This window comes from Bremerella alba (assembly GCF_013618625.1).
GTDB lineage: Bacteria > Planctomycetota > Planctomycetia > Pirellulales > Pirellulaceae > Bremerella > Bremerella alba.
On the sequence record NZ_JABRWO010000006.1, the window covers coordinates 154,948 to 181,452 of the forward strand.

Here is a 26,505-nt window from a genome sequence, read left to right on the forward strand (position 1 = left end):
CCTACTGCAATCATGGTTGGTGCGTAGTCGCGCTTGTATCCTCGGACGGCAAGGGTTCGTCGTCCGTTTCGTTTTCCATTGGATTCAATCGCTCGGCAACGGAATCAGGATTGTCAATCGCTTCACGGTCTGGTTGGACAAGAAGCGACCAGCCATGCAGTACGCCTGACCTCTCGCTCCGGCTAGCACGAATCATTAACTGCCAGGTCCCTTTCAGGTTCTTTCCTTGAAATTGGTTCAGTCCTGGCTGACGTTTTTCTAAGGCTTCAGGCTGAAATGTTCCGCGAAACGGAGCCCTGGAACGCGTGATTCGTTCGCCGTTGTCGTCGTCAAATATCGTCTTGTCAAAGTGATCGTCGCTTCCCCCAACGCCTGTGAAGAGTTCGATTCGTTGACCATCGGGGCCGATCAAGTATCCATCGAGTTGCTCGGTATAGGTATGGGTAATCGAAAGCTGAATATTTAAATCACCGATTAAATAGTCATCAGCGACTTCGATCTCAGAGACAATCGTCGATCTTGGTAGTAGTAAGAAAGCCTGGGAGTTGGAGAACTTGCCGCCAACAACGGTTTGCGAAGTCAGTACTTCATTGATGGTGATCATCCCGTCGCGATTATGGTCGTAGGAAGCGAATTCTTCGAGCTTTGACTCGTCCCACTGCTGGGTAAACTCAGACATTAATACCTGATTGTCGCCATCTCTATCTTGTTCGAAGAACCAAGTCGGTATCGCTTCCTGGCTGGCGTTGGCCTTACGCTCCAATGCTTCATTTAAGTACTGGGCAAACTCGTTTTCATCGACTGCTCCATTCCGATCGTAGTCAACCTTGGCAATCGAAATTCCGACGCTCGACATCTCTTGGGGATCGAGTTGATCGTTGCGGTTGAAGTCATAACGCTCAAGGATGCTATTGGCCAGCGATGCACTGCCTCGGTCCCCACCCCGAGAACTGCCTGCCCGCATCCGATCACGGCGGTCGCGATCATCTTGACGATCATTTCGACCAGAGGCACCTTCCTGTAAGGAGCCGACGGACATGATTTCGCGTTGCGACTCAATACGGCGCTGAGCGTATCTCTGGTGAAGTTCCATCTTGGTGAGAATTCCATCTTTGTTGAAGTCGCTTTCCATTGGATCGCGTCCAGTCCAACGTGCCCTCTCTATTTCCTGGGCATCCAACTTGTCGTCGTCATTGCGATCCCATTTACGCAGGAGCTTTGTAGTTTCATCCAAATCTGCTTGTGTGTAGGGGTACTTCACTTCGCGAAGACCAAAACCGGGAACCAATGGCTTCGCGGGATCGACACCGAAACCCTTCATGCCTGTGGCTTCAGCTGCCGGAGGCAAAGTGGAAGTACCATCTCGATCACGGCTCGCTGCGTGTAGGCGAGCCGCCTGCTCGAGTTTCCTTACGGAATTTGGGCGAGAAAGACTCAGTCCATAAGGAATTGCGAACTCTTCAAGATATCGCCGTCCTCGATCGGAAATCTCGTCTGGCTCTATGTAACCGTTGTTGTCGTCGTCGATTCGACGGATCCACTCACCCTGGCCTAAACTTACCCCGGTGAATAGGGAGACCATGATAAATGTAATCAGGTAGCGAAGGGCCAACCTTGTGGGAATCATTTAACGTCCTCGCGAACGATTAGAACTTGACGATGAGGACGAACGCGTACGAGCGGAAGAGCTTGACCGGGCCGGATTTCCTGCCTGCTCTGCTAAAACCTGTTCGATCATTTCCAGATTGATGCCGTTGGTTGCGGTAATCACACGAACCGCACGCTCGCTGCGCTGGTCGACCGATGCAACCAATTGCTCAACTTCAGAAAAGAGCGCATCGGGTGCAGTTACGACCAGTGAGTTGCTCGCTTCGTGTACGGCGACGGCCATGGTCGGCTTGCTGCCGCGCGTGGGTTTTTCCTGAAACCCCCGCTGCTCGTTCTCGTCCCGTCGGTCGTTATTATTTCCACGATTGTTACTTTGGCCAGGACTTGCTTGACGAGACTGCGCATTTCGCTGCGTGGACATGTCGACGCGATCAGGAAATGCTTCACGAATCATCTCAGCTACTTCCGTAGCACGAGCATGTTTCAATTCGATAACTCGCGAACGTCCTGAAGTCTCTATATCGGTGATGCTAGAGTCCTTGTCGATGATCTTCATGTAGCTTTCGATCGTCGCGATATCTTCTCTGGTCCCTTGTACAATCAAGCGATTTAATCGTGCATCGGAAACAATCGTAGCGGTGCCTGCAGTAACGGTTGTCATGCCGTCCCGCTCGAAAAGAAGGCTACCGTAATAGCTACCCAAGCTGCCAACGGAACCACGAACAAGAGTATCCGTGGGTGAATCATTCAGGGCGCTACCGCCATCCAGTAAATCGGCGACCATCTTAACGGCTTCCTCTGCCGAAACGTACTTCAAGTAGTAGATCACCGTGGGTGAGATCGCGTTCTTATCCTGTGCTGAAAGCAACCGGAGATGCTCTTCAAAGCGATCTAATGCGTCGATATCATCCGATTGGAGTAGGATGCCGTTGGGGACCAATTGGCTACGAATGGGCGCATTGACATTTCTGACAGCCGCCGATGTATTGATTGTCTTGCCTCCTTCAGGCAGAGAGACGAAATTGTTCTCCGCACCCTCATCTAAACGCATGGGAGGAAGGTCTTCCGGGGGTGAGTTCGTGGGGACGACCGTTTGCGTCTTATCGTCACTCGGCACGTCTTCGGAATGGAGCGAACGCTCAATAAAGAGTTGCTGCTTGGCTTCCTCGGCTGGTAGGATCTGGAGACAGTTATCGCCTCCCCAAGATTTCTTCGCCGTCTGCAGTAGGTTCTGTCGCATGGGGCCTGTAAGGGGAACAAATCGCAGGTCTGTTCCACTGCTTTCGCGCGAATCAAGTCGCTGCACTAGCTGCTCTATTTGTTGAATTTGTTCGGCGGTCCCACGTACGAACAGGCGTCGATTACCTGGGTCGGCATCCACCTTGGGGGGCAACACGCGATTTTCATTGTCGTCACGATCATCTTCGTCTGAGTCGCCGAACATTTCTGCCACGAGCGAGACTGCAAAATAGGGATCAACCGAGTTCAATTCGACGACAGAAAACTCTACCGAAGGAGCTTGTAATTCCTCGATGGTATCGCGGATAAGTTGGTGCGAGTCAGCGTCCGCCAAGGCAACGATTGAGTTACTCTTTTCCTGCATGGAAAGTCGGAGAGATTTATCAGCGAGGATCGTTTGAAGGACATCGTAAACCACTTGCAGGTTGTCTCCCTTGAGGGAGTGTGATACGAGTGTCTTTTCGATCGAAGTTTCTTCCGTGTTCTCAGGGACGTCGACGACTTGAATGAGTGAATCGAGTCGCTTGAGCTTCTCTTCGGAGCCTACTGCATAGAGTCGTTTGCCTGTGGTATCGGTGGTAATCGTTATGTCGATCCCACTCGTTTCATTCTCCGGAATGCCTAAATGAGTTGCAGCGACTAACAGCACCGTGGCCGCATCGGCGTGCTTCAGGTCGAATCGACGAATCGTGGCCTCTTCCCCTTGAGGCTCCTGCATTGATTCTAGAATTTGTAGGGCACTACGAAGGTTCTTCGCTGTATCGGTGATGATAAGTTGATTGGATTTGGGAAGTACGACCGGAGTGGTCATTAGAGAGAGAGGTTCCATTTCGTTGATCGCTTCCGTAGGGATGATATCCCCTAGTTTAGCGAAGTATTTGACTACTTCATGGTCGTTCAACTGAGCGAGTTCTTCGAACGAAACCACGCGGGCCATGGCGTCCAACTGTTGAAGACCACGAGGATCGCCCAGGTTAATTACAGATAGCAACTGTCCTTTTCGGACCAAGGTGTAACCACGAGGCAAAAGAAAAAGATTCAAGCGAGTTACAGCATCATCGATCGTGAAATGCTGGCTATCTGAGTAGGTAAAACTGCCAGTTGGGACGTCGTCTACATATAGGGAAAGATTTCCAGCTTCAGCGATCCAATCCAACACCTCGTGCCATGAAGCACCACGGAATGAGAATCGTAGTTTACCGTCCTTTTCCGGCAGTGATACTTCGGCGTCTGAATCGACACTTGGAGTGGGCACAATCGCAGGTGCCACAGGCTCGACAGGAGTGACCTCCGCTTGTCCTAATGCGATTGATTGACCAAGCAACGCCAGGGCTATGGCACCGCAACAGTATGCAGATAGCGAAAATAAAACGCGATACATGTTCAGCTTCACCGGGGGAAGGTTCCCGGCTCCCGTGGTTGGTTCAGCGGGCACGCCAGTGGTAAGCGATATAACGCTGTACCTGATCGCATTAGTCCAAGAAAAACGCAGAAAAGGCAGGACTGCTTACTTGGAGTTGCGTTGGAAGCTGTCACGAACAAGGTCGAGACGATGGAATCCAGGTGGGTACAACGATATCGATGGTGGGCAATAGGCGGGACAACAAATCTTTACATAACCACGTTTTAGAACGTTATGGCGATTTCGTCAATGTTTTCTGTTGCAGCACAACTTTTCCAGATTGCGATCAGTCTTTCCATTTGCCTATCGCTCAAGCATGTTTGGAAGTTAGGGCGGCATCTTTTCCGTGGACAGCCAACGCCAATAAACTGCAAGCCAATATTGAAGTGCCATCCGGAAAAAATAGCTAGCGAACTGAAAGGTGCTCTATTCAACTTTGACAAGGTCAAACAGGTTATCGGCAAGGCGTGCGCAAAACAAAGAAAGTTTAGTCATATATCGTAGAGAATTTATGAGATCTTCCTTGCTAGAATTCTTGGATAGGTGGGTCGTATTCATTTTCCTTGGTCGACCTGATGCTTCTTGGAAGCGTTTGGGCGTCGACTATTTCTTTTCTTAAGAGGATTCGCTATGGAACGCTCGCATCAGGTTAGGGGCTTCACGCTCGTCGAGTTATTGGTGGTGATTGCCATTATCGGTGTTTTAATCGCACTTCTTCTACCGGCGGTTCAGCAAGCCCGGGAAGCAGCCAGACGGATGCAGTGCAGCAACAATCTCAAGCAAATTGGTTTGGCCCTTCACAACTACGAAAACACGCATCGTGTGTTTCCTCCGGGACAATGCCGAGATACCAACGGTGCGCCCGATGCTTCTACTCATGCTTTTATCCTCCCGTTCTTAGAGCAAGGTAACAGCTATAAATTGTTTGATTTTTCGTTCTCAATCAACGGAAGTTCGGTTAATTCGGAAGCCACCAAGCAGTTGATAACGCCTTATCAATGCCCCTCTGATATCCAGCCGGCGGGCAATTCGATCGCAGGCAGCGGTACCGTGTACGGTGGCTCCAGTTACATGCAAAGCTTAGGTGCCACTGCGACCGTCATATCATCCGAAATTGACTCACAGCTAGGGGGGCCGTTTCATCGTAACTCGGCGACCAAGTTCGCAGACATTTCCGATGGAACTTCAAATACAGCTTTGTTTGCTGAAATCAAGAAAGGACCGAGTGGCTCTTCGACCAAGACGGTTGTCGCTGCAGGGGATCCGAACGATTTTCGGGTCGCTACTTCGGTTACCGCAGGCTTCTGGAATGCCGATGCTGAAACGCCTCCTTCTGTATGTGAGACCCGTAGTACGTCTGCTTGGAATTACCGCGGACTTCAATACTATCGCGGACTAGTGGTAACAACGTTCTACACGCATACCTTGACGCCGAATGCTCGAAAACGTGACTGCGTTGACGGTTCGCATGGATCACGCGGGCACTTGGCGGCTCGAAGTTATCATCCCGGCGGTGCGCAAACGGCATTCGCCGATGGTTCGGTTTCGTTTATGCCGGACACTATAGACGACATCACTTGGCGAGCCCTTGGAACCATGGCAGGCGGCGAAGTCGTATCGCGCAACTAGCGATGGCGATGCATGGTCTCTTTTAACTTTGATTATGATTGAAATGAGGTTTCAAGTGATTAGCAAGCGTCAGCCATGCTTTTCGCCCAAGCTTGTCTACTTGGGGACATTGAGCTTAGCTGTATTCACGCTGGGATGCAGCGATGTTCCTACGGGAGACATCGTACCAACCTCGCCAGCTGCCGGTGTGGCCAAATATCAAGGCAAGCCGTTGGAATACTATCAAATTCAGTTCATACCCGAAGAAGGTAGGCCAGCTGCAGGGATTACAGATGAGAACGGCAATTTTACGCTCGGTACGAATGATGTTGGCGATGGAGCACCCAGCGGCTCGCATCGCGTAGCGGTGACTTATGTTGGTCCACCACCTCCGCCCGATTACGGAGTTACTAATTTCGATCCCATTCCACCACCGAAATTCAAGATTCCCGCAAAGTTTAATGACCCGAAGCGGTCTGGGATTGTGGTAGAAGTGCCTGAAGCTGGTAAGACCGACCTGTTGATTGAACTGAATTAGCCCTGCTTGTATCTAATAAAAGGGGCAGTCGACTTGGCAGCTCATTCTTATGGGTATATCAGGAATGGTTCACGTCGTTTGGCGAATTCATCGACGTTTTTCTCGTACGATGCAGAGATCTCCTGCGGAGACTTGGTCTGTAGGATACTTGTCTTAACGGCGTCATTGCTCAGCAAAACATGCAAGCGTTCTGTTTCCCAGGTTTTGGGGTAAAGGGCGTGCAGACTGGAAGCTGTCGCCCATCCGAGATCTAGTGGCCGAAAGGCCTCCCAATTGGTGATGATGAAGTTTACGCCGCCACACTGTTGTTCTGCATACTTGCTGGAAGCTGGGGTAAACTCGACGCCTATGACTTTGACCCCAGGCAAGTTATGGGAGTTGATCAGAGTAGCTAGTTTCGGACCGTCAATCCATGGTGCTCCTAGCACCTCAAACGGTGTGTCGGTACCACGACCCACGGAGACGTTGGTTGTTTCTAGCAAGCCTACCCCAGGGTAGATCATGGCTTGCGTCAGGTTCCGCATGTTGGGCGACGTGTTTCTCCAAGGTAGACCTGTGTCGAACAGCAATTGGCCTCGCCCCCATCCGGTGAGTGGGACGACCGTTAAGTCGGTCTTCCAGCCACGCTCTTGATTCATCATCTTCGCCAATTCGCCGATCGTCATGCCGTGTCGAACTGGGATAGAGTGGAATGCGACGAATGACTTTGTTTTTCGATCAAGCAGTGGGCCTTCGATTGTATCGCCGCCGAGCGGATTTGGGCGATCTAGCACCATAAACGGAATGCCCTGCTCTGCCGCCGCTTCCATGGCAAGGCCCATGGTGGAAATGTAAGTGTAGAAGCGGCAGCCAATGTCCTGGATGTCGAAGACGAGGATGTCGATGCCTTCCAACTGCTTGGGTGTTGGTTTGCGGGTTTCGCCATACAGACTTTTTATGGCAATGCCTGTCTCCGGATCGACCATATCGCCAATATGGGATTGATCGAGACTGCCAGCGAAACCATGTTCAGGACTAAATAAAGCTACCAGGTCCACTTCAGGTGATTCGTCAAACAGCAAGTGAGTGGGCTTGCCTGATTTGTTGCGACTTGTGTGGTTCGCAATTAAGCCAACCTTTTTCCCTTTAAGCAGATCAAACTGACGATCCGCGAGTACATCGACGCCTAGTTTTGTTTGCATAAGCGCCGAAGTCTTCTGGGCTTTTAAGCAAGCATCAGCGGCAATCGTTCCGATACGACCTGCGAGCGCGTTGACGGAACCTTTCTCGTTGGGATGAACGCGATTCGAAAGGAAGATCACAGCCAGTTCTAGCTGCGGGTCAATCCACAATGCAGTTCCAGTGAATCCACCATGACCGTACGCAGACGAACTCATCGACTTACCGCGATTGCTTGAGTAGCCACTTTGTTTGTCCCAGCCCAGCCCGCGAAGGCTTCCAGCGGCGTTGTATGAATTGGTCAAAGCGGTCAGCGTTTGTGGCTTAAACAGATGGTTGGGCCCTGGGGTGCGTGCGTCGAGCATGGCTTGGGCGAAGAGCAGCAGATCATCCGCCGTGCTGAATAGGCCTGCATGGCCGGCGACTCCATCGCAGTAACGTGCTCGCGGATCATGAACGGTACCTTTCAACCACTCTCCGTTAACTTTCGTGGTGGTGACCGCACGTCTGGCTAGGCTGGCGTTCGGGTTAAAGCCCGATTCACTCATGCCCAGCGGCTTAAAGATCTGTTCGGCAGCGTAGAGGTCCAGCGGCTTTCCTGAAACTCGCGCGACCACTTCCCCCAACAGAATAAAACCGACGTCGGAATAGCGGAAACGATCTCCTGGAACGGATAGCAATTTGAGGTTGCAAATTTTCCCGTAGGCATCAGGCCAGCCGTTTTCATAGTCGGACAGGGCATTATCAGGAGTTAAGCCGCTGGTGTGGATTAGCAACTGCTTGATAGTGATTGTTTCTTTGTCATGACCGCGAAACTCAGGCAAATAGTTGGCAACTGGCGCATTGAGGTCAACTTGGCCCGATTCGACCAACTGCAGGATACTAGTCGCGGTTACGATTGGTTTGGTGAGCGAAGCCATGTCGAAAACCGTATCGATTGTCATCGGCTCGACGGAGGGTTCGACCCGGCGGTTTCCATGTGCTTTTTTGTAGATGACCTTTCCACCGCAAGCGACAACGACCACACATCCCGGCATCTTGTTTTCGGATAGCGCGTTATCGATTGCCTGGTCAATTTTTGTGGTGATATCATTTGCCATGCCAGTTATCTCGGGTGGGACAGCATATAGATCAGCATTGGCTCGGAGCGACCAAACCAGAAATAGCATCACGACAATACAACTGCGCAGACTCATCAATCTTCCTCCCAGGAAGCAACGCGAGAATTTTCGCCACGCCACGAGCACAGATAACCGAGTAAGACGGTGACTCCGAATGAAGTCCCACAACAAATTAAGGAATACCAGTAACCGCTGATATTCGTTTGAAAAGCAATCAATGTAATAACTACGGCACCTGTCAGCAGCCCGATATTTGCCAGAACACTTGAGACGCGGCCGATCACCAGGGCAACGAAGAATAAACCGAGCAGCAATCCCGCCGAAAAACCAGCAATGGCTAAGGCCTGATTGACGACGGTCTCGGCAAAGTGGCCTCGGAAAGCGACAATTGCGACAACGGCTTGAGACAGTGTAAATAGCACAGTAAAACCGCGTGCAAGGCGAAGCCGCCGCTCTTCTGGTAAGTCACTCCATGCCTGACGTCCGAAGTCTTGAAGAAGCGAACTGGAAGACGAATTGACAGAGCTGGAAAGGGTCGACATGGCCGCAGCGAAAACAGCAGCCAAGATGATCCCCCGGATACCGAGAGGAAGTTCACCCACGATAAATGTTGCCAAGGCCTGATCGCCAGGAATGTTGACTTTGGTTGGATCAAATTCGGTGAAATAACACGCCAGACCGGCACCGATCGCCAGAAACAATGCGAATTGAGCAAACACAATTGGGCCGCTCCAAACGAGCGCCAATCCGGCCGAGCGTTGATCTTTGGCACATAGGTATCTTTGAACGATCAATTGGTCGGCCCCATGCGTCGCTAGGCTAAGCATGGCCCCGCCCAAGAGTCCCGCCCATAACGTTAAATGGCCTTGAGCGGGAAACAGTTCAAGATCGAACAGTCTCAGGCGTCCAGTTTCTGAAGCAAATTGAATGTATTGCTCGGTACCTCCAGGAAGGCGCACTAAGATAACCGCCAAGGCGAGCACCGCACCGGCCATATAGACTCCAAACTGGAGGCAGTCATTCCATACCACCGAACGAACACCACCAAACAAGGCGTAGATAGCCGTGGCAACCGCAAGGATGGCAACACTGACCTCGAACGGCAACTGCATTACTTGTTGCAGGGCAAGCGCCGTGAGAAACAGACGTAAGCCGTCTCCCAGCGTGCGGGCAATAAGAAAAAACAGCGACGCTAGGCGGCGAGTGGAACTACCGAAATTTCTCTGAAAGACTTCGTACGCGGTCGAGTTTTCGTTCTGGAAGTAGAGTGGAAGCAGAAATACGAGCACTAAAACACGTCCAACAATGTAGCCGAGTGCCAATTGGAGAAAACCAAAGTTGCCCCCTTCCTTAAACGCAAGACCAGGCACGCTTAGAAACGTAACGGTGCTCGTTTCAGTCGCCACAATCGAAAGCAATAGGGCCCAGGTAGGTAGGTTCTTGGAACCAAGAAAGAAATCCCTTGTTGAATCTTCACCTTTCCCCAACCAAATTCCCAGAAGAGTCGTCCCAACGATGTACACGGCAATGATTGCTACGTCGATCGGATGAATCGCCATAGTCGCCAGGAGTATCATGCAGGCGAACCGGTTCTTGGAATGAGGAAAGATGGGCAACGAAGCTGCGACGGATCATTTTCAGTCTAGCTGGAGTCGTGGCTTTCGCTAGACGAGCAAGCGCAAAATAATCTCGCATTTGCGCAGAGAAGCTATGAAGGTGAAATTTTCCAGTTTAAACTTAGCGGAAAGACTCGCTTCCCACTTTGCCTTTCCGGCTGCATTATGTTCGCTGTGCTATCATGCTCGATCATTTGACGACCGAAGCTAGTAATCCAGCTTCCGAAGACCTCGACGAATTGTCGACTTTGGACTTGGTGAATCTGATCAATGATCAGGACGCCGGTGTGGCTATTGCCGTTGGTAAGCAATCGGTTCAGATTGCCTCCGCGATCGATGCCATTTCAAGTCGACTTCTTCAGTCGGGACGCTTGATCTACTTCGGAGCTGGGACATCGGGTCGGCTAGGCGTTTTAGACGCGGCCGAATGTCCGCCAACATTCAGTTCCGATCCCAGTCAAGTCATTGGCTTAATCGCCGGTGGACCATCTGCTATGACCAATGCAGTGGAAGGGGCGGAAGATAATCCGGAACTCGGAGCGAAGGACTTGCAATCGCTCGGACTTTCCGCCGAGGATGTTGTTGTCGGAATCGCTACCAGTGGGCGGACGCCGTATGTGATTGGCGGGCTGGACTATGCCCGGGAAATGGGAGCCTACGCAATCGGATTGACCTGCAATGACAATTCCGAACTGCACTCGCATTGTGATTTAGTAATTGCGCCAGTTGTTGGTCCAGAAATTATCAGCGGTTCGACACGGATGAAGGCAGGCACAGCGACTAAAATGGTGCTCAACATGTTGAGCACCGGCGCGATGATCCGGCAAGGGAAAACCTTCGGGAATCTAATGGTGGATCTGCGAGCGACGAACTCGAAGCTTAACCAGCGAGCCAAGCGAATCGTCAAGGCAGCCACTAAACTCTCTGACGATGCTGCTTCCCGTGTGCTGCTTGAATGCGATGGCGAAGTAAAAACGGCCATCATGGTCCATCATACAGGTGAAACGGCTCAGCGAGCTCGAAGCTTGCTGAACGACGCCAACGGTCACCTGCGTCAGGCCATCGAGAGAATGACCGGGGGAACTTAGTCGCTAATGCTAATTTCCGAAAATATGACGAGCGGCTTGCCTCACCGAGATCGAACTGAGGGTGAATTTGTTCTAGCCGTCGATAGCGGCGGTACTAAAACTTTATGCACCTTAGCTCGCATGGGTGCGGAAAAGCAATGGACTATTCTGGGTACTGGTCGTGCGTCAGGTGGCAATCCACGAGTGATTGGCGTCGAAGCATCTGTTAGGGCGATTACCGAGTCCGTAAAATTGGCCCAAGCGGAAGCTGGGCTAGATAGTTTTCCCTGTCATCGAGCACTATTCGCGGTTGCCGGGACCCTTTACGAGCCGATAAGGAACGACCTCTGTCGGCATCTGACGGAGTTGGAACTGGCAGAAGAGTGTATCGTCGTTCCCGATCTTATCCCCCTGGTTGCCGCCAGTGGCTATGCAGGATCGATTGGTTTGATCGCCGGAACCGGCTCGGTAGCTATCGGCCGGGATTCGCTGGGGAGATATGCCATCTCTGGAGGCTGGGGGCCGTTGCTGGGTGACGATGGAAGTGGGTTCGCGATCGGCAGGGCTGCACTCCGTGCAACGTTGAGAGCTCTTGAATCTGGGGCGACTACCATCGGGCTAGTCGAGCAAGTCTGTGAGGCGTTAAGGGCATGCACATCGCATGACTTAAAATCAGTAATCGCGGGCACTGACGACCTGCGCGAACTGGTGGCTTCTCTCGCTCCCATTGTCTTATCGGAATCAAATGAGACAGATCCACTTTGTGTGGCTATCATTACGAGAGCCGCTGCAGACTTAGGTGAGATGGTCCAGTCTCTTCACTCCCGTTTGCAAATTCCGTGTGAAGAGATGTGCATCGTGTTATCCGGTGGAATCTTGCAAGCACAGTCTCTACTCACAATCCAGCTCTCCAGGGAACTCCTCGCTCGCGGAATCCGAGCCAATATCGAACGGATTGACGATCCAGTTCTTCCCATTCTAAACATGCTTGCCCAACCTGAGTTGCCAAGAACGTTCGAGGTGCTTCGGTAGGGACTACGGCGTTACAAACCCACCGGTCGTCGGCTTCGAACAGCCAGTGGTTTCTGGGATTGTTAACGGAAAATTGCGTAAACTACGAACTGCCAGCCAAGCAAAACACTCTGCTTCCAATGTGTCCGGGCTTAGATTTCGCTGATCGATTGTTCGCACCATGGGAAAACGAGTACGAAGGCTTTTCATAATTACAGGATGTTGCGCGCCGCCACCGGTTACCCAAAGAACTCCTAGCGGTCCTGGCATCATATCGATTGCAGCTTCCACGGCACCTACAGTTACGGCACATAGCGTGGCCGCACCATCTTCGACGCTCAATCCCGAAACGTCGATGTGATCGAACTCAAAACGATCTGCAGACTTCGGAAGTGGTTGCTTAAAATAGGTTGTTGAAAGAAAATCATCGACGAGCGAATGTTGAACCGTTCCGCGCTTGGCCAATTGGCCATCAATGTCGTGACTAAGACCAGCCATTTCCTGGGCCCACTCGTCTAAGAGGCCGCAACCGGGCCCGGTATCTGCAGCGACAATGGATCCGTCAGAACCAAGCCAGGTGAGATTGGCAATGCCTCCTAGATTGAGAACACCAACGGAATGGTTCTCATCGTGAAAAAGCGCTTGGTGAAAAAAGGATGCCAACGGAGCGCCACGGCCTCCACGGGCCATGTCTCGGCGTCGAAAATCCGAGACGACTTGCAAACCGGTCTTCTCAGCAAGAAGCCACGGATTGCCTAGCTGCATCGTGACCCCATCGCCAGGCAAATGCCGCACCGTGTGCCCGTGAAACCCAATTAGCTTCGCAGAGTTCGCGATGGGGCCCAGCTGTTGTTTAAGGACGGTAACGGCTTCTGCATGATGCAGCGTGATTTCGTTTTCCAACAATAGCAGTTCGTCCAAACGGACATTGTGTTGCGACGCCTCGAGAATGCGAGATCGAAGTTCGTCGTCGTAAGGATGCCGCAGTCCTTTGTGGAACTCGACGAAATTCTCACCGTCAGTCGAAATGGCTGCGGCATCGACACCCTTGGCAGAACTGCCACTCATTAATCCAATAACAGTGCGACGATGACGATGCTGCGGACTCTCGCTCATGGGTACCCTAGGGCAATCGTTTTCTACCCTTGAGAGGGTAGAGTCTTAGCAATGGAAGTGAGACCTGTGATTCAGCTTACTCCTCTGTTCCGTTGAATAAAGCCCCCAGCAAACTGCCATGAGCAATTTGACAAATATTTATCGCTTCTGCGCAATTGAGGTGGCCAAGCAAGGTAGAATAGGGGGACAATCTCTCAAGCAGTCAAGTGACTAGATACCCGTTGATGACGAACATAGCAAAACCATCTGACGAAAAGCCACTGGTCCAGGTCGTGGCAGTGATGATCGAAACGGAGACGAGTTGGGGGCGTCGAATTATTCGAGGAATAGCACACTATTCAGAAAAACACGGCCTTTGGCATTTATTAATCGACCCTCGCGACCATGAACATCGGTCGGCATTACCAGACGGATGGCGAGGACACGGCGTGATCGCCAGGCTGTCGTCCCGACAGCAGATCGATCAAATTCAACAGCGTAAGATTCCGGCAGTTGACGTCGATGATATCGGGCCCTCGATCCCCAAAATTGGTCGGGTAATCACGGACGAAGCCGCCCGCGCCGAATTGGCCATCGAACATTTATTGTCGAAAGGCTTCAAGCAGTTTGCTTACTTTGCACCACCGAGCCATCGCTATTCTAACAACCGAGGCGAAGCCTTCCAGCAGACGGTAACCATGCGAGGGTACGAATGCCATACGTATCGCCCCGGTTACCGAGCGGGGCGAAAGATGTCTTGGGGAGAGCAACAGCGCCGCGTCAATCGGTGGCTTCTTTCGCTTCCGAGGCCAATCGCGATTCTTGCGGTCGACGCTCATCACGCTCGACAATTGGCAGAGGTTTGTCACTTTTCATCGATTCGCGTACCAGACGACTTCGCGATCTTGGCAGGCGATTCGGACGACCTCCTGTGCGAGGTGTCGACGCCTCCTTTGTCGGCCGTCTCGCTTGCTTGCGAGCAAATAGGTTACGAAGCAGCTGCAATGCTTCATCAGATGATCGAAGGCAAGAACGCTCCGATTGAACCGGTGCTTGTTCCTCCGCATGGCGTCACTAGCCGTCAATCAACGGATTTTCTGGCGATCGATGATCCATTGATCGTACGCGCCTTACGATTCATTCAGAATCATAGCCAACATGCAATTGGTGTAGATGATATCCTGCGGGAAGTTCCCCTCTCACGCCGCAGCTTAGAGATTCAGTTTAGGTCCTACCTGGGGCGGACGCCGGCTGAAGAAATCCGTCGCGTGCAACTAGAGCGTGCGAAAGAATTGCTTTTGAATCGCGACCTGTCCATTACTGAAGTCGCGTTAAGCTCTGGTTTTAGCAATGCGACACGATTCGGCATTGCCTTTCGAAAGAAATTCAAAACCACGCCGCGAAACTTTCGAAAGACACTTCTCAACGATTAGTAATCGATTGACTTCTCGGTTGTTTTGCGATGGCGTTTGCGGCGAATTATTGTCTTTGCCTGACAGGCCTCGTAAGTACCCGGAACTATTCCTGCTTTGCTCAACAAAATCAGGAGTGGATTATTGAATTAACCGTGTTCTGCAATCGCGGAAGATATCACAGGCTGCCGACCTTGGTTGGCGAAGTAAATAGCAGCGACAGCGAGTGCCAAGAGAGATGCTCCTAGAGCAACCCAGCATGCAGAGATAAAAAAGTTAAGGAAGTTCTCGCGACCAAGAAATAAGTTACGCGAAAACATAAGCACGACATAACCGAGATATCCGAACGCATCTGCAAGATACATCAGGAAGCCGAGATTTCCTCGCTCTCGTGTCATTGCCAGCAAGCGTTCGAAGACCGTGGTATGAATGGCTACATACGGCAAATAGAGGCCAAAGCCTACGAGCACCATGAATTGAAACGCGCCAATCGATTGGGTCTGTTGACCAATCAAAGCCAAGGCCACCACGACAAAACCAAAGGCGCAGATACCTAGAGAAAGAAAGAAGGCCAGTCGATTATTTCGGACGAGAATCGAAAGACCGTTCACGAACATCACACCTAATGCAACCCACATTTCAGATCGAGTGAAGATCGACGGGGGCGTTTCTTGACCCAGATCCCCCCACAACTCTGAGGCAAAGTCGGCCCGGATGCTACGTATGACAGTGATCAAAAGATAGATCCCAACCAATATCGAGAGCCCTAAAGCATACCGGCTAAACAACGACCATCGATCGTGCCGTGTCATCATATTGCGAGCTGACCTGGCGGCAATGTCTTGTTCGCTTGGCGCAGGAATTCTAGCTAACATTCCGACGCACACGCAAAGAGGGAGCAGAAAGATCAGGCCCGCTGTAAACGGCATCCAGTCTTCACGTACACCGTTGGACAATAACCACGCCCCGACCGATTTAGTAATGCCGTCGGCGAGTATAAAGCTAGTGCAAAGCCCGGCTACGAGAGCTTCGGTAACTCGTCGTCCTTCCAGGAAACCAAGCACCAACCCGAATACCATTCCAAGAGATAAGCCATTAAGAAACAGCCCAATTGCATTCCATGGGCGTGGCATGATGCCGAACAAGGCAAGTGCTGCCTCGGCAGAAAGAATGAGCCCAAGCAGGACAATTGCCCTATGTTTCGGGGGCATCTCGGAAATGATCTTGATGCCAATGAACTTCGACAACATGTATCCCAAGACTTGGATAGAGACGACAATGGTCTTGAAATCGATACCGCCAAAAGTCGTTCCTGAATATTCGGCTACTGTAAACGGCTTGCGAAAGCCATACATGCAAAAGTAGGTTCCAAACGCGGCGAAGACGGCCCAGAATGCCCAGAAAGAATCCGATCGCGTCGAGGGTGGATCCGGTACGGTTGCGGAACTCATGGATCAGAAGCTTCAAAGGGTTAATGGAAATGGGATGGAATCTGGACAACCTACGGACGATCGCCTTCAGCAAGGCGTTGATTGATTTGGAGGATCACTCGTGGGAGTTCTTCGATCGATGGGATTGCAAAATGGCTTCCTGCATTCTGGAAGACTGACGCGGTATTTTTAAGGCGTTCCGTTTTTGTCTGGGGGTCTAATTGACAATAGTCATCAAAGCTCAGTCCTGTGATGCTGCTACTGTCGCATATGCCTACAGTCCAACAACCAGCATTTCGGCCTGCTTCGATATCCGCGACGGTATCGCCAATAGCGACGACGGTTTTCGGGGGAAATACATTCAATGCTTGCATGGCTTGAAAGAGCATCCATGGGGCTGGGCGACCTTTTGGCACATTGTCAGCACAGACATTGGCATCTGGTGTAAAACCCTGGTCGTTTGCAACGCGATAAACCAAATTCGCGGCGGCTTGAAAGTAGCCTGTTGTGCTCCCAACTTTAATGTTGTTCGCTCGTAGCGAATGAATGACTTCCCTCAGTTGCGGCACGAGTTGGCCGTTTTGTTCGATCGCTTCTAGTTGATAAGGTACAAATTGATCGTACATCTGCGAGACGTCGGTATCTGTCCAGGGTGTCCCCTTCGAATCGTGCCAGCGTTTCGAGATCTCTTCGGTGCTGAGCATGGCAATGAGATGCTCAATCTTATTCAATCCCATCGGTTGACGAGCTTCTTCATCGGATACCTGGACTCCATGAGCCGCAAACACTTTGGCAAATGCGGTTGCCGGCGCGCATGAACCGAAATCGATTGTCGTCCCTGCCCAGTCAAATACGACAAGTTGAATGTTGCTGTATGGTGCGATCATTGAATCCTAATTGGTAAGGTATCGTTAAATGTTGTGTTACCCGGCTGTGGCTTTTGGAGCTTCCGTTCTGCGTCGACTTCCGGTCGCAATCGTCGATCTACCCTGCAGAAGTGATAACAGATCTTCATGATTGGCCGTGCGCGGGTTGTTGGAAAGTCGTGCGGCGTTTACACGGCTCGTTAGCACTCTCAGGCTTTCCTCGGATTGGATACCTGCGGCGGCGAGAGTTGGGCTGCAGCCGAGCGAACTGACGAATGCTTCGACCTGTAGGCATGCATCTTCTACGGAAGCCACTTTTAAGATGTCGAGAATCAGCGATAGCCGCTGCCGTACGTGAGCAGCGCCTCGCTGATCGGCGCAGTCTGAGGTGGATACACCGAAGTTATACGCAAGGACACAGCTCAAGGTCGTTGCGACGGCTGCTCCGTGAGGAATTCCATAGTCGGCCGTAATCGCGTAGGAAATAGCGTGGGGGAGCGTCGTCTTGCTGATGTTGATTGCTTTTCCGGCGAGGTGCGAGGCAAGGCTCATCGCATGACGGGCTTCTGGTGTGGGGGCATTGGTAGCCGTAGGCAAGTGCTCGAAAGCCAGAGTCGCGGCGGACGTAGCGTACGCGACAGATTCGTCGGTAGCCCCCACTGCCCAGATCGACTCGATGGCCTGACAAAATGCGTCCAGACCTGTCGCCGCAGTCATTTTAGGAGGAACACTGTAAGTTAGTTCCGGATCCACAACAGCGACACACGGCAACAAGCAAGGATCGGCAACGGAGTATTTCTTCCCCTCAATGTACACGACCGCGAAGTGAGTCGATTCGCTTCCTGTGCCTGCAGTTGTCGGGACGGCGATTAAGGGTAATGAACCCTCCGAGAGAGCAATTCCGTTGACAGCAATGTCGTGAGGACTCGCCTTATGCTTTGTCATCGACGCAATCATTTTTGCAAGGTCGATCGCCGTGCCCCCACCCAGAGCAAGCACCAAGTCAGGATTGGCTGCCCGGCATTTTGCTACACCGCGCTCTACGTCTTCGATTTTCGGGTTGGGCTCGAAACCACTAAACAGCGTGATTGCATCAGGCGGCAAAAATTGTCGCAATTGAGTCGCAGCTCCTGAGAGATTGTATGCGACTTCGTCAACCACCAGAAACGTTCGCGTTGCGCCATGCAACCGACAGATCCGTGGAATCTCTTTGAGGGAGCCCGCAGATAGATAAACCGTTTGCTGATTTCCAAGGTGCGACAAAGTTTCAGGCCCTTTTGTGGACGAAGTGTGACTCGAAATTCTGGCTGTTCGATTTCAAGTTAACTGTGTGACAATTGGTCGGTCGTGAGGGTAACATCCCACATGGGACGTCCTTCCATTTGTAGCCATTCTGCATGTAGTAAGGCCGGCGATTGTGTGTTGTCGGCTTCCAGACGCAGCCAGACGTGAGGAACTGCTTCACCTCGGACCAGGTTGGGGTGAGGCACGTTGAGCTTGGGAATCGTGCGATCGTGAATCGGCGAAACGATAAACTGATGAATCGGATATCCTACCGTTTTCTCTGTGTCATACTTTAAGTGACGAGAGCAGTGGATATCGCCACCGATCAACACCACGCCAGAGATGTTGTTATCACCAATGAACTCGAAAAGAGCATTCCGTTCATGCGTGTAAGATCCCCAGTCGTCCGATTCGGTGTTCTCTTTGTCATCCCAGATCATGCCGCAAGCGATTAGCTTGAAAGGAGCAGTGGAAGCCAACAGTTCCTCTTTAAGCCACTGCCACTGCTGCTTGCCCAAGAGTGTCGGCTGACTAGGATCGACAGGCGACTTTTCTGTCTGGGCAAACCATCGTGTATCAAGCAGGAAGACCTCAAGCGGACCATACTGGAACTTCGTGTAGATGCCGGACTGCTTGTGACCGTAATCGTGATTCGCTCGATACTCGATGAACGCTTGTCGTGTATTCTCTTTTCCTTTAAGTCGTCCATCAGAATCGTTGCGTCCGAAATCGTGATCGTCCCAAGTTCCCCAGGTAGGCGTATGGCTAATGAGGGATGCCAATTGTGGGACCTGAAGAAACGCCCGATGGTGCTGTCGGGCGACACTTAAATCGGTTGAGTCGATATACGGGGTATCGCCTAAAAGGACTAAGCCCTGAACGTCTCGCTGCTCCATCTGCGACCACAACTGGGAGGGCTTAGTAGCCGCACACGAGCCAAAAGCCAAGCAGACGCTATTCTCTTCAGCTGGATCGGGAGCCGTCTCGAAGTAGTAATCTTCCCCTGAAATCATCTGCCCGTTTGGGCCTGAAACCTTATATCGATATTTAAGTCCCGGTTGCATACCGGTGACAAGCCATGTCAAACAATAGTCGTTATCGACCTTGGACTCGGCGTGGATAACACGATCTTCGGTGCCATCTTCCTTCAGGATGTGAAGCGTGTACGTGCCCGGTTCACTGGGCCGAAACCAAACCTTGGCATCAAGATGCGATACATGTCCCACCATCGGACCAGTGGCTTTCAGAATCGCCGGGTTTTTCCCTTCCGCAGATGTCGCTAAGAGAGATGCGGCCGAAACTGCAAGCATCGAGCGTCGATTTAAGTTATGAGCCATTGTTTGCTTCGTTTCCCTAGGTGGACAGCCGCATTTAATGGCTATCGCAAGAGTGTGACCCTCGGGGCAATAAATGTGCCGTACGAGAGCTATTCTTACTGGGAGTTGCCTGGCAGTCAACAAATGTGATGTGAAGTCGCTGTTAAGATTCACTCAGAATAGACAGTCAAATGAATTCAAGTAGCGCATTCAAATACGACTCAAGTGCAAAGAGTTTCACCGAGCGAAAGAATTAGGCTTGCGGCGACTGGAAGATACAAAGCACGACAGCGGTTTTTTTGTAAGCGTTCACAAGGCGATGCGGCACACTGGCATCGAAGTAGAGACTGTCACCGGACTGTAGCTTGAAGACATCACCGTCGTATTCAAAGTCGACGTTCCCCGTTTGGACCAGCAAGAATTCCTCGCCCAGATGGGGCAAAGCCTCTTCCCGGGCAACCCCTGGGGGGATCGTGATCAAGAATGGGTCCATCGAGCGGGATTTGCGACGATGAGCCAGCGATTCGTAGACCGAAGTGTTTGCGTCCGATTGATCTCGTTCGACAACCTTCCGCTCGTTTTTTCGAACCATCGTTAACGATGGCTTTTCATCGAGTCCTTCGACTAGTTTGGAAGTAGGAACACCCAACGCCTTGGCAATCTCAGCTAATGCCGGCAACGACGGAGTGACACGAAAGTTCTCGACTTTCGACAGCCAGCTGCGTGTTAATCCAGTGCGCGATGCTACTTCCTCCAACGTTAACCGTTGGTCGATGCGAAGTGAGCGGATTCGTTCTGCAAGTTCAACTAGGTTCATCGCGGTATTATATTCTACCTTTAGATCGGCACAACAATACTTACTGCGATGAGTTTCCAGCTTTCTGTTCTCCCCTCTGCGCTGCCTAAAACTGGGACTTGGCCAGCTCAGAGCTGAGTGCATTCCAGCTCTTTATTAGATCGGAGAACTGTTGGCGCTGATCGGGACTCTACGAGAGACCATTCTTTTCGGAAGGATCGTTTTTGAGTTTGAGCAATTGCCACTTACTTAGTGAATCGAGACCATTGGCCGCGACGATTTTCTAGTGCTCGTCATGTAAGGCGACTCGTTTTCTTTGCCGCCAAAATAACGTTCGCCCTCTGGCCGAATCTTAGCGGAGTTCTCCCCGTGAGATAATCTGCTAGCCAAGGGCTGCAATTGAGACCTGCGTGCAACGCGCGACGTTTTTATTAAAAGCGGCAATTTGTGGCGTAATGACCAAGCCGTTTCCTGGGCAGCCAACTCGGCATATCCGAGAGTACCGGCGACCAAAAGCAAAAAACTTAGCGGCTGTAGCGAATCTGGGGCTTTCGCCTACGCTGGCGTAGTAAAAATACTGAAGATAACGCTGCCAATCCCCATCAGAGCAAACTTGCAATTGAGGGGATTTCGCTTGGAGTAGCCAAATATTAATGAGCAATGCATGAAGCTGGGTGGGCTCTCTTCAGTATTTTTTAATAGGACGAGTCGATCTAGCATAGGCAAGAAACCTTGACGAAAGCAAAAAATCTATGGATATTTAAGGTTCCCTCCTATCACTTCCGAGCGAAGTCTTAATTCCTGCCCATAGATTGTTGATTCGCCAAATCCCTTCGTATCCTCGCGAACCGGCCCCTTCTCAATAGGTACTGCTGATGAGATCTCTTCACTGCCACCTACTTTCTCTAAGCTTGGCGATGGCTTGCCTTGGCGTAACGGTTCAGGCATCCGAGCCCGCCGTGATGTGGGACTTTGGCACAGAAGAAGAAACGCCGCTAATTGCGCATGGGGGCGTCCATCGAGATGTCCCTGGCCCACGTCCTCCTGCGTATCCCGATTTTGATGCAACGAATACCGCAGTCAAGTTTGATGGTCGGGGTGCTTATTTTTCATATGACGATCCGGGCCATCTCAGTCCTTTTGACTTTACCAATGGCGATCCAATAACTATCGAGGCTTGGGTAAATGCTCGCGATCTGAAAGAGGGTGAAAACCTATACATCGTGGGCAAAGGTCGTACCGGGAATCCTGGCTTCGCTCCTGACAATCAGAACTGGGCTCTTCGACTCAGAGGTGTTAAAGGAAAAGCATGCCTTAGTTTCCTATTCGCGACACCCAGTAAAGGATCGGGATCACCTTGGCATCGATGGACAACAAGCGATGGTTTTATCCCGCGAACAGGTTGGCATCACGTTGCCGTCACCTATGAGTTTGGCAAACCCGAGAGCATCGAAGGTTGGATTGACGGTAAGCAACTCCCCGGCGTTTGGGATATGGGCGGACCTACGACGGTGGCTCCTGTGGTTGACGACGACAGCGTTTGGATCGGGTCTTCCATGAGAGGAAACGCCTCGAGTTCGTTCCGTGGGTATCTCGATGCCGTGGCCGTTCATCGTATTGCACTAGATGCTAACACGCTCAAGGCACGATTTAGTCGGGTGGGCGAAGCTCCGAAGCCTGAGCCGCCACCTGAATCGATGCCGAAACTCGGGAAGCTACCTGCGGATCGTGTGACGGTCACCTTTCACGAAGGAATGCCGTCCCACACGCGCTGGCTCGATTTCGATGAGGATTATCCTGCAGAAATTACCCGCTGGGAAACATCCGAGTTCCTCACGCCAAGGCTTCCTCAACGGTTTGACAGTTGGGGAATTCGAGATAGTTGGAAGGCACCAGTGCTTGTGAGAATGGCCGCCGATGTTTCATTGCCCGAAGGAGAACAAACCTTACTGCTCCGTGCACGCGGTTTAAGCCGACTATGGGTAGACGGTAAGCTTGTCGCAAAGACTGGCGCCTTGCAAGGATCGCCAAGCGGTGAGGAGCCGATCACTCCGGTTGCCGATCCGCCGCTGCCAGGTCATCGGATCAAGCAGCATCGTCTTCACGAGCAGACAGGCACATTTCTGGTTAGTAAGAAAGGGATGCACCGTGTTGTTGTCGAGACGATGGCAGGTGGAAAGAAGTTTCGTGCTGAGCCTGGCGAATTTACTGTCGCGATCCTTTCCCCTGAAGGTAAACTATACCACGTGCTAGGTCCGGCCGAAGGCCCAGACGCTCCACTCCCGTTGACGGATGAAGCGTTCGAAGGGGCTCTCACACGCATCGAGACTTCACTGTCATCGCACGACGACCATTCTCGCCGCGAGGCTGCCATCTCACGCGATCGGTTTTGGGGAAAACGCCATCAATTGGCCCAGCAGTGGGTCCAAAATAACCCGGGGCCAAATCTTCCTGAGCACTCGGAAGCGATAAGTCCCATCGACGCATTCGTCGCGGATCGTATTCAAGATGCCAAGTCAGCATCTAAGGGAACATCACCGGAAGAAGCGAAGCATTTTCATTCGGAAGTTCTTCCAATTTTACGAAGCGAATGCTTCCGTTGTCATAGCGAAAAGGATTCCGGCGGTCTTCAGTTAAATTCACTCGAGATGGCGGTCTTTGGTGGTAACTCGGGGCCTGCAATTGTGCCTGGCGATGCGACTTCTAGTGAATTGATGGCTCGAATTCAGCACAAAGATGCCGATATGCGGATGCCCCCAACAGGCCAACCGCTCAGTCCGGAACAGATCAAGACCCTGGAAGCGTGGATCAACGCTGGGGCAAAATGGCCCGAGTTACCACTTTCTCCTGAGGAAACGGAGTTCTCGCCAATTGTCAGCGATGCTAAATTCATTCGCCGGGCTTATCTTGATACGGTGGGAATCATACCTACAGAGGAAGAGGTTCGTCTCTTTCTAGAAGAGGACTCACCGAACAAACGCGCCAAGTTGATCGATCGCCTACTTGCCGATCCGCGATGGGCCGATCATTGGGTAAGCTATTGGCAAGACGTATTGGCCGAGAATCCAACACTGATCAACGCAACGCTCAATGCCAGCGGCCCTTTTCGTTGGTTCCTGCACGATGCCTTGCGCGATGATAAATCGCTTGACCGTATGGTCACCGAATTGATGATGATGCGAGGCAGTTCCGAAGACGGTGGTAGCGCTGGGTTTGCCAAAGCGGCGCAGAATGATTCGCCCTACGCTGCGAAAGGTCATGTCGTCGCTAACGCATTCCTGGGAATTGAACTGCAGTGTGCCCGTTGTCATGACTCTCCGTATCACAGCACAACGCAAGAAGATCTATATGCACTTGCGGCAATGTTTGCCAGAAAGCCGCTTTCCGTTCCTAAATCAAGCTCTGTGCCGGTCGCATTCTTCGAGAGCCAGGATCGTGAACCGCTAATTCAAGTGACCCTTAAACCCGGCCAGGCGGTCAAACCACAGTGGCCGTTCTCGGAGGTCACTGGCATTCAAGACAATGAAGCTTTGGCTACCTATCTCGAAAACGAAAAGGATAGCCGCGAGCGCTTAACAGCGTTGGTTACCGCTCCAGAGAATGAACGCTTTGCCGAGGTTTCCGTGAATCGTATTTGGAGGCGACTTATTGGTGCTGGAATTGTAGAGCCACCGCACGACTGGGAAGGAACCAAGCCTAGCCATCCGGAACTGCTAAAGTGGTTGGCCCGTGACTTCGTCGCACATGGATATAGCGTCAAGCATACTACGCGATTAATCATGAACTCGAATCTTTACCAACGCAAGGCAACCGGAAACCAGCAGGCCGCCGATCCCACGCGACGCTTGTTCAATGCACCTCAGCGTCGCCGGATGACAGCCGAACAGATCGTTGACTCGTTTCATGCAGCGGCCGGCAAGGAAATAGATGTCGAAACCCTTACGCTCGACCCGGACGGGAGACGACCGGCAAGCAACCGAAACAACCTCGGACGCGTTGAGCGAGCCTGGATGCTGGCGAGCATCTCTAACGAGCGTGACCGGCCAAGTCTGACGCTTCCCCGAGTTTCAGTCGTTGATGACGTAATGGTCGCGTTTGGCTGGTCGGCCGAACGTCAGATTCCACGCACCGATCGCGAAGACGAACCGAATATTCTTCAACCGGCAGTCATCGCTAACGGCACAATGACCGTTTGGCTTACCAGGGCTTCCCACGACAGCCCTCTAGCTGACTTGGCGGTCAATGCGAAGTCTCCGGGGCAGTTGGTCGATTCGGTATTCTTGCGGTTTCTAAGCCGATTGCCAAGTGACCAGGAACGTGAGTTGTTTGTAGAGGCACTTCGACAGGGCTTCGATCAGCGGCTTGTTCCCAAAAGTCAGATCAAGCATCCGGAACCCCTTGAGCGACTTCCTCAAGTAACTTGGTCCAACCATTTGCGGTCGGAAGCGAATACGATCCAGCAGGAACATGCTCGCCGGGCGAGAGTGGGACCTCCTAGCGACCCACGACTTCAGCCGCAGTGGCGTGAAGTCTATGAAGACATGGTGTGGAGTGTTGTCAATTTGCGAGAATTTGTTTGGATGCCCTAGCAGCTTTTAGTTTTCGCAAGCGATTCAAACCACTAATAATAAGCGGATTCAAATGAGCAATATTTACAAAAACTCAGGCGTCAATCGACGACAATTCCTTGCTGCTTCGGCAGCCACAGCCATGGCTACCTCCGTTGCTGGTGCCATGCCTCATGCAAACCCAGTTAGTGGCCAAGCCGAACACGTCATCTCCATATGGCTTGGCGGCGGCATGGGGCAGATCGATACGTTCGACCCGAAGGCCAAAGGGGATCCAAAATCTCGGAAACCGGGTGCTTATTACGATGCCATCCCGACATGTGTCGATGATGTTCAGGTTTGCGAGCATCTTTCGAAGATGGCCCCCATCATGGATCGCGTGACCGCTGTTCGTACGGTAAATCATGCGGTCATCGACGAGCACGCCGCAGCATCCAACTGGATGCATGTAGGTCGGCCGGTCAGTGGAACCGTAGTCTACCCATCGCTTGGCTCGATTATCTCCCACGAGCGTGGTGCCGCATCGGATGGTGTGCCGGCTTACGTTCTGATCGGATATCCAAATGCGACACGCGGGCCTGGCTTCTTGGGTGCTCAGCACAGTTATCTCTATCTGACAGACACCGGGCGCGGCCCGGCAGGTCTCTCTCCTCCTTTGGGCGTGGATCACGATCGTCAGCAGCGTCGCGATAGTTTCCTGTCGAAGCTTCGCGACCTCCAGCCAGACACAAGGGAGACCGTCTTGAAGGATTACGAGGCAACCATTGACCTAAGTAGAAAGCTTAGTGGTCCCGAATTCATAAGCAGTTTTGACCTCAACCAAGAGGCGTCTGACCTACGAGAAGGATACGGTGGAGAGTTCGGTCAGCGGTGCTTGTTGGCTCGGCGTCTGGTCGAACGAGGAGTTCGATTCATCGAGGTCTCGCACAACCTCAACTTTTTGAATGGCGCCGGTTGGGACGTCCACAACGGCGGCATTCTTGAGCAGCACAAGTTGATTCAGGAACTCGACAGGGCGGTAGCGGCGTTAATTCTCGATCTTGAACAACGGAAGATACTTGATAAGACGCTGATTGTGATCACAACAGAGTTCGGTCGACCGCCGGAATTTGACAGTGGTGGGGGACGGGGACACCAAGGGTCGGCATTTACGTGCGTGTTGGCTGGCGGTGGACTGAATCACTCTGGTGCCTATGGTCAGACTGACGAACTTTCAAAGAAGATTGTCAGCGATCCTGTTTCAGTCCCGGACTTCTTCGCGACTATTCACGCGGCAATGGGCATCGATTATGGGAAGTCGCTTTACAATGGCGATCGCCCTGTTCCAATCACCGATGGCGGCCAACCCATCAAGGCCTTGTTTGCTTAGC

17 protein-coding genes are annotated in these 26,505 nt (G+C 51.9%); 7 read left to right on the forward strand and 10 right to left on the reverse strand.

What is annotated here, in order from left to right; translation table 11 throughout:
- Positions 1-10: 10 nt before the first annotated feature.
- Both HOV93_RS11765 and HOV93_RS11770 read right to left on the reverse strand, forming a co-directional pair.
- Positions 11-1,627 (reverse strand): proprotein convertase P-domain-containing protein, encoded by a 1,617-nt coding sequence (locus HOV93_RS11765; protein WP_207396699.1) that lies wholly within the window; start codon positions 1,625-1,627, stop codon positions 11-13.
- Entirely contained in the window at positions 1,628-4,228 is a 2,601-nt protein-coding gene (locus HOV93_RS11770; protein WP_207396700.1) for a secretin N-terminal domain-containing protein, read from the reverse strand.
- 651 nt (positions 4,229-4,879) lie between these two features.
- Here HOV93_RS11770 and HOV93_RS11775 point away from each other — a divergent pair.
- The gene (locus tag HOV93_RS11775) at positions 4,880-5,878 is read left to right on the forward strand and encodes a DUF1559 domain-containing protein (RefSeq protein WP_207396701.1); all 999 of its coding nucleotides are present in this window, start codon (positions 4,880-4,882) and stop codon (positions 5,876-5,878) included.
- A gap of 55 nt (positions 5,879-5,933) precedes the next feature.
- Positions 5,934-6,395 carry a hypothetical protein gene (locus HOV93_RS11780; RefSeq protein WP_207396702.1) on the forward strand — a complete coding sequence of 154 codons (462 nt, stop codon included), beginning with the start codon at positions 5,934-5,936 and terminating at the stop codon, positions 6,393-6,395.
- 47 nt (positions 6,396-6,442) lie between these two features.
- Here HOV93_RS11780 and HOV93_RS25775 read toward each other — a convergent pair whose 3' ends face one another.
- Positions 6,443-8,749 carry an exo-beta-N-acetylmuramidase NamZ domain-containing protein gene (locus HOV93_RS25775; protein WP_235990234.1) on the reverse strand — a complete coding sequence of 769 codons (2,307 nt, stop codon included), beginning with the start codon at positions 8,747-8,749 and terminating at the stop codon, positions 6,443-6,445.
- Positions 8,749-10,251, reverse strand: coding sequence for a sodium:solute symporter family transporter (locus HOV93_RS11795; RefSeq protein WP_207396703.1), 1,503 nt, complete (start codon positions 10,249-10,251; stop codon positions 8,749-8,751). Before HOV93_RS11795 ends, HOV93_RS25775 begins: the two co-directional genes overlap by 1 nt.
- A 221-nt stretch (positions 10,252-10,472) precedes the next feature.
- Between HOV93_RS11795 and murQ the strand changes: the two genes are divergently transcribed.
- Positions 10,473-11,378, forward strand: coding sequence for an N-acetylmuramic acid 6-phosphate etherase (murQ, locus tag HOV93_RS11800; protein WP_207396704.1), 906 nt, complete (start codon positions 10,473-10,475; stop codon positions 11,376-11,378).
- 6 nt (positions 11,379-11,384) lie between these two features.
- Complete coding sequence (locus HOV93_RS11805) at positions 11,385-12,389, forward strand: BadF/BadG/BcrA/BcrD ATPase family protein (RefSeq protein ID WP_207396705.1); 1,005 nt, start codon at positions 11,385-11,387, stop codon at positions 12,387-12,389.
- A 3-nt stretch (positions 12,390-12,392) separates the two neighbouring features.
- Here the strand turns inward: HOV93_RS11805 and HOV93_RS11810 are convergent, their stop codons facing one another.
- Positions 12,393-13,484 (reverse strand): anhydro-N-acetylmuramic acid kinase, encoded by a 1,092-nt coding sequence (locus tag HOV93_RS11810; protein WP_207396706.1) that lies wholly within the window; start codon positions 13,482-13,484, stop codon positions 12,393-12,395.
- Between the two features lie 224 nt (positions 13,485-13,708).
- Between HOV93_RS11810 and HOV93_RS11815 the strand changes: the two genes are divergently transcribed.
- Entirely contained in the window at positions 13,709-14,896 is a 1,188-nt protein-coding gene (locus HOV93_RS11815) for an AraC family transcriptional regulator (protein ID WP_207396707.1), read from the forward strand.
- Positions 14,897-15,024: 128 nt separating this feature from the next.
- Here the strand turns inward: HOV93_RS11815 and HOV93_RS11820 are convergent, their stop codons facing one another.
- The 5 genes from HOV93_RS11820 to HOV93_RS11840 all read right to left on the reverse strand — a co-directional run bounded on the left by HOV93_RS11820 (position 15,025) and on the right by HOV93_RS11840 (position 20,588).
- A complete protein-coding gene (locus tag HOV93_RS11820) occupies positions 15,025-16,326 on the reverse strand; it encodes a DUF5690 family protein (RefSeq protein ID WP_207396708.1) in 1,302 nt (433 codons plus the stop codon).
- Between the two features lie 50 nt (positions 16,327-16,376).
- Positions 16,377-17,192 (reverse strand): phosphonoacetaldehyde hydrolase, encoded by an 816-nt coding sequence (gene phnX, locus HOV93_RS11825; RefSeq protein WP_207396709.1) that lies wholly within the window; start codon positions 17,190-17,192, stop codon positions 16,377-16,379.
- 36 nt (positions 17,193-17,228) lie between these two features.
- On the reverse strand, positions 17,229-18,434 hold the full coding sequence (locus tag HOV93_RS11830) for a phosphonoacetaldehyde reductase (protein WP_207396710.1): 1,206 nt from the start codon (positions 18,432-18,434) through the stop codon (positions 17,229-17,231).
- A 59-nt stretch (positions 18,435-18,493) separates the two neighbouring features.
- Positions 18,494-19,792 (reverse strand): alkaline phosphatase D family protein, encoded by a 1,299-nt coding sequence (locus tag HOV93_RS11835; protein ID WP_207396711.1) that lies wholly within the window; start codon positions 19,790-19,792, stop codon positions 18,494-18,496.
- 232 nt (positions 19,793-20,024) lie between these two features.
- The gene (locus tag HOV93_RS11840) at positions 20,025-20,588 is read right to left on the reverse strand and encodes a helix-turn-helix domain-containing protein (protein ID WP_207396712.1); all 564 of its coding nucleotides are present in this window, start codon (positions 20,586-20,588) and stop codon (positions 20,025-20,027) included.
- Positions 20,589-21,442: 854 nt separating this feature from the next.
- Between HOV93_RS11840 and HOV93_RS11845 the strand changes: the two genes are divergently transcribed.
- On the forward strand, positions 21,443-25,156 hold the full coding sequence (locus tag HOV93_RS11845; protein WP_207396713.1) for a DUF1553 domain-containing protein: 3,714 nt from the start codon (positions 21,443-21,445) through the stop codon (positions 25,154-25,156).
- Positions 25,157-25,208: 52 nt separating this feature from the next.
- Positions 25,209-26,504: a DUF1501 domain-containing protein gene (locus HOV93_RS11850; protein ID WP_207396714.1), complete on the forward strand. Its 1,296-nt coding sequence runs from the start codon at positions 25,209-25,211 to the stop codon at positions 26,502-26,504.
- The last annotated feature ends 1 nt before the right edge of the window (position 26,505 follow it).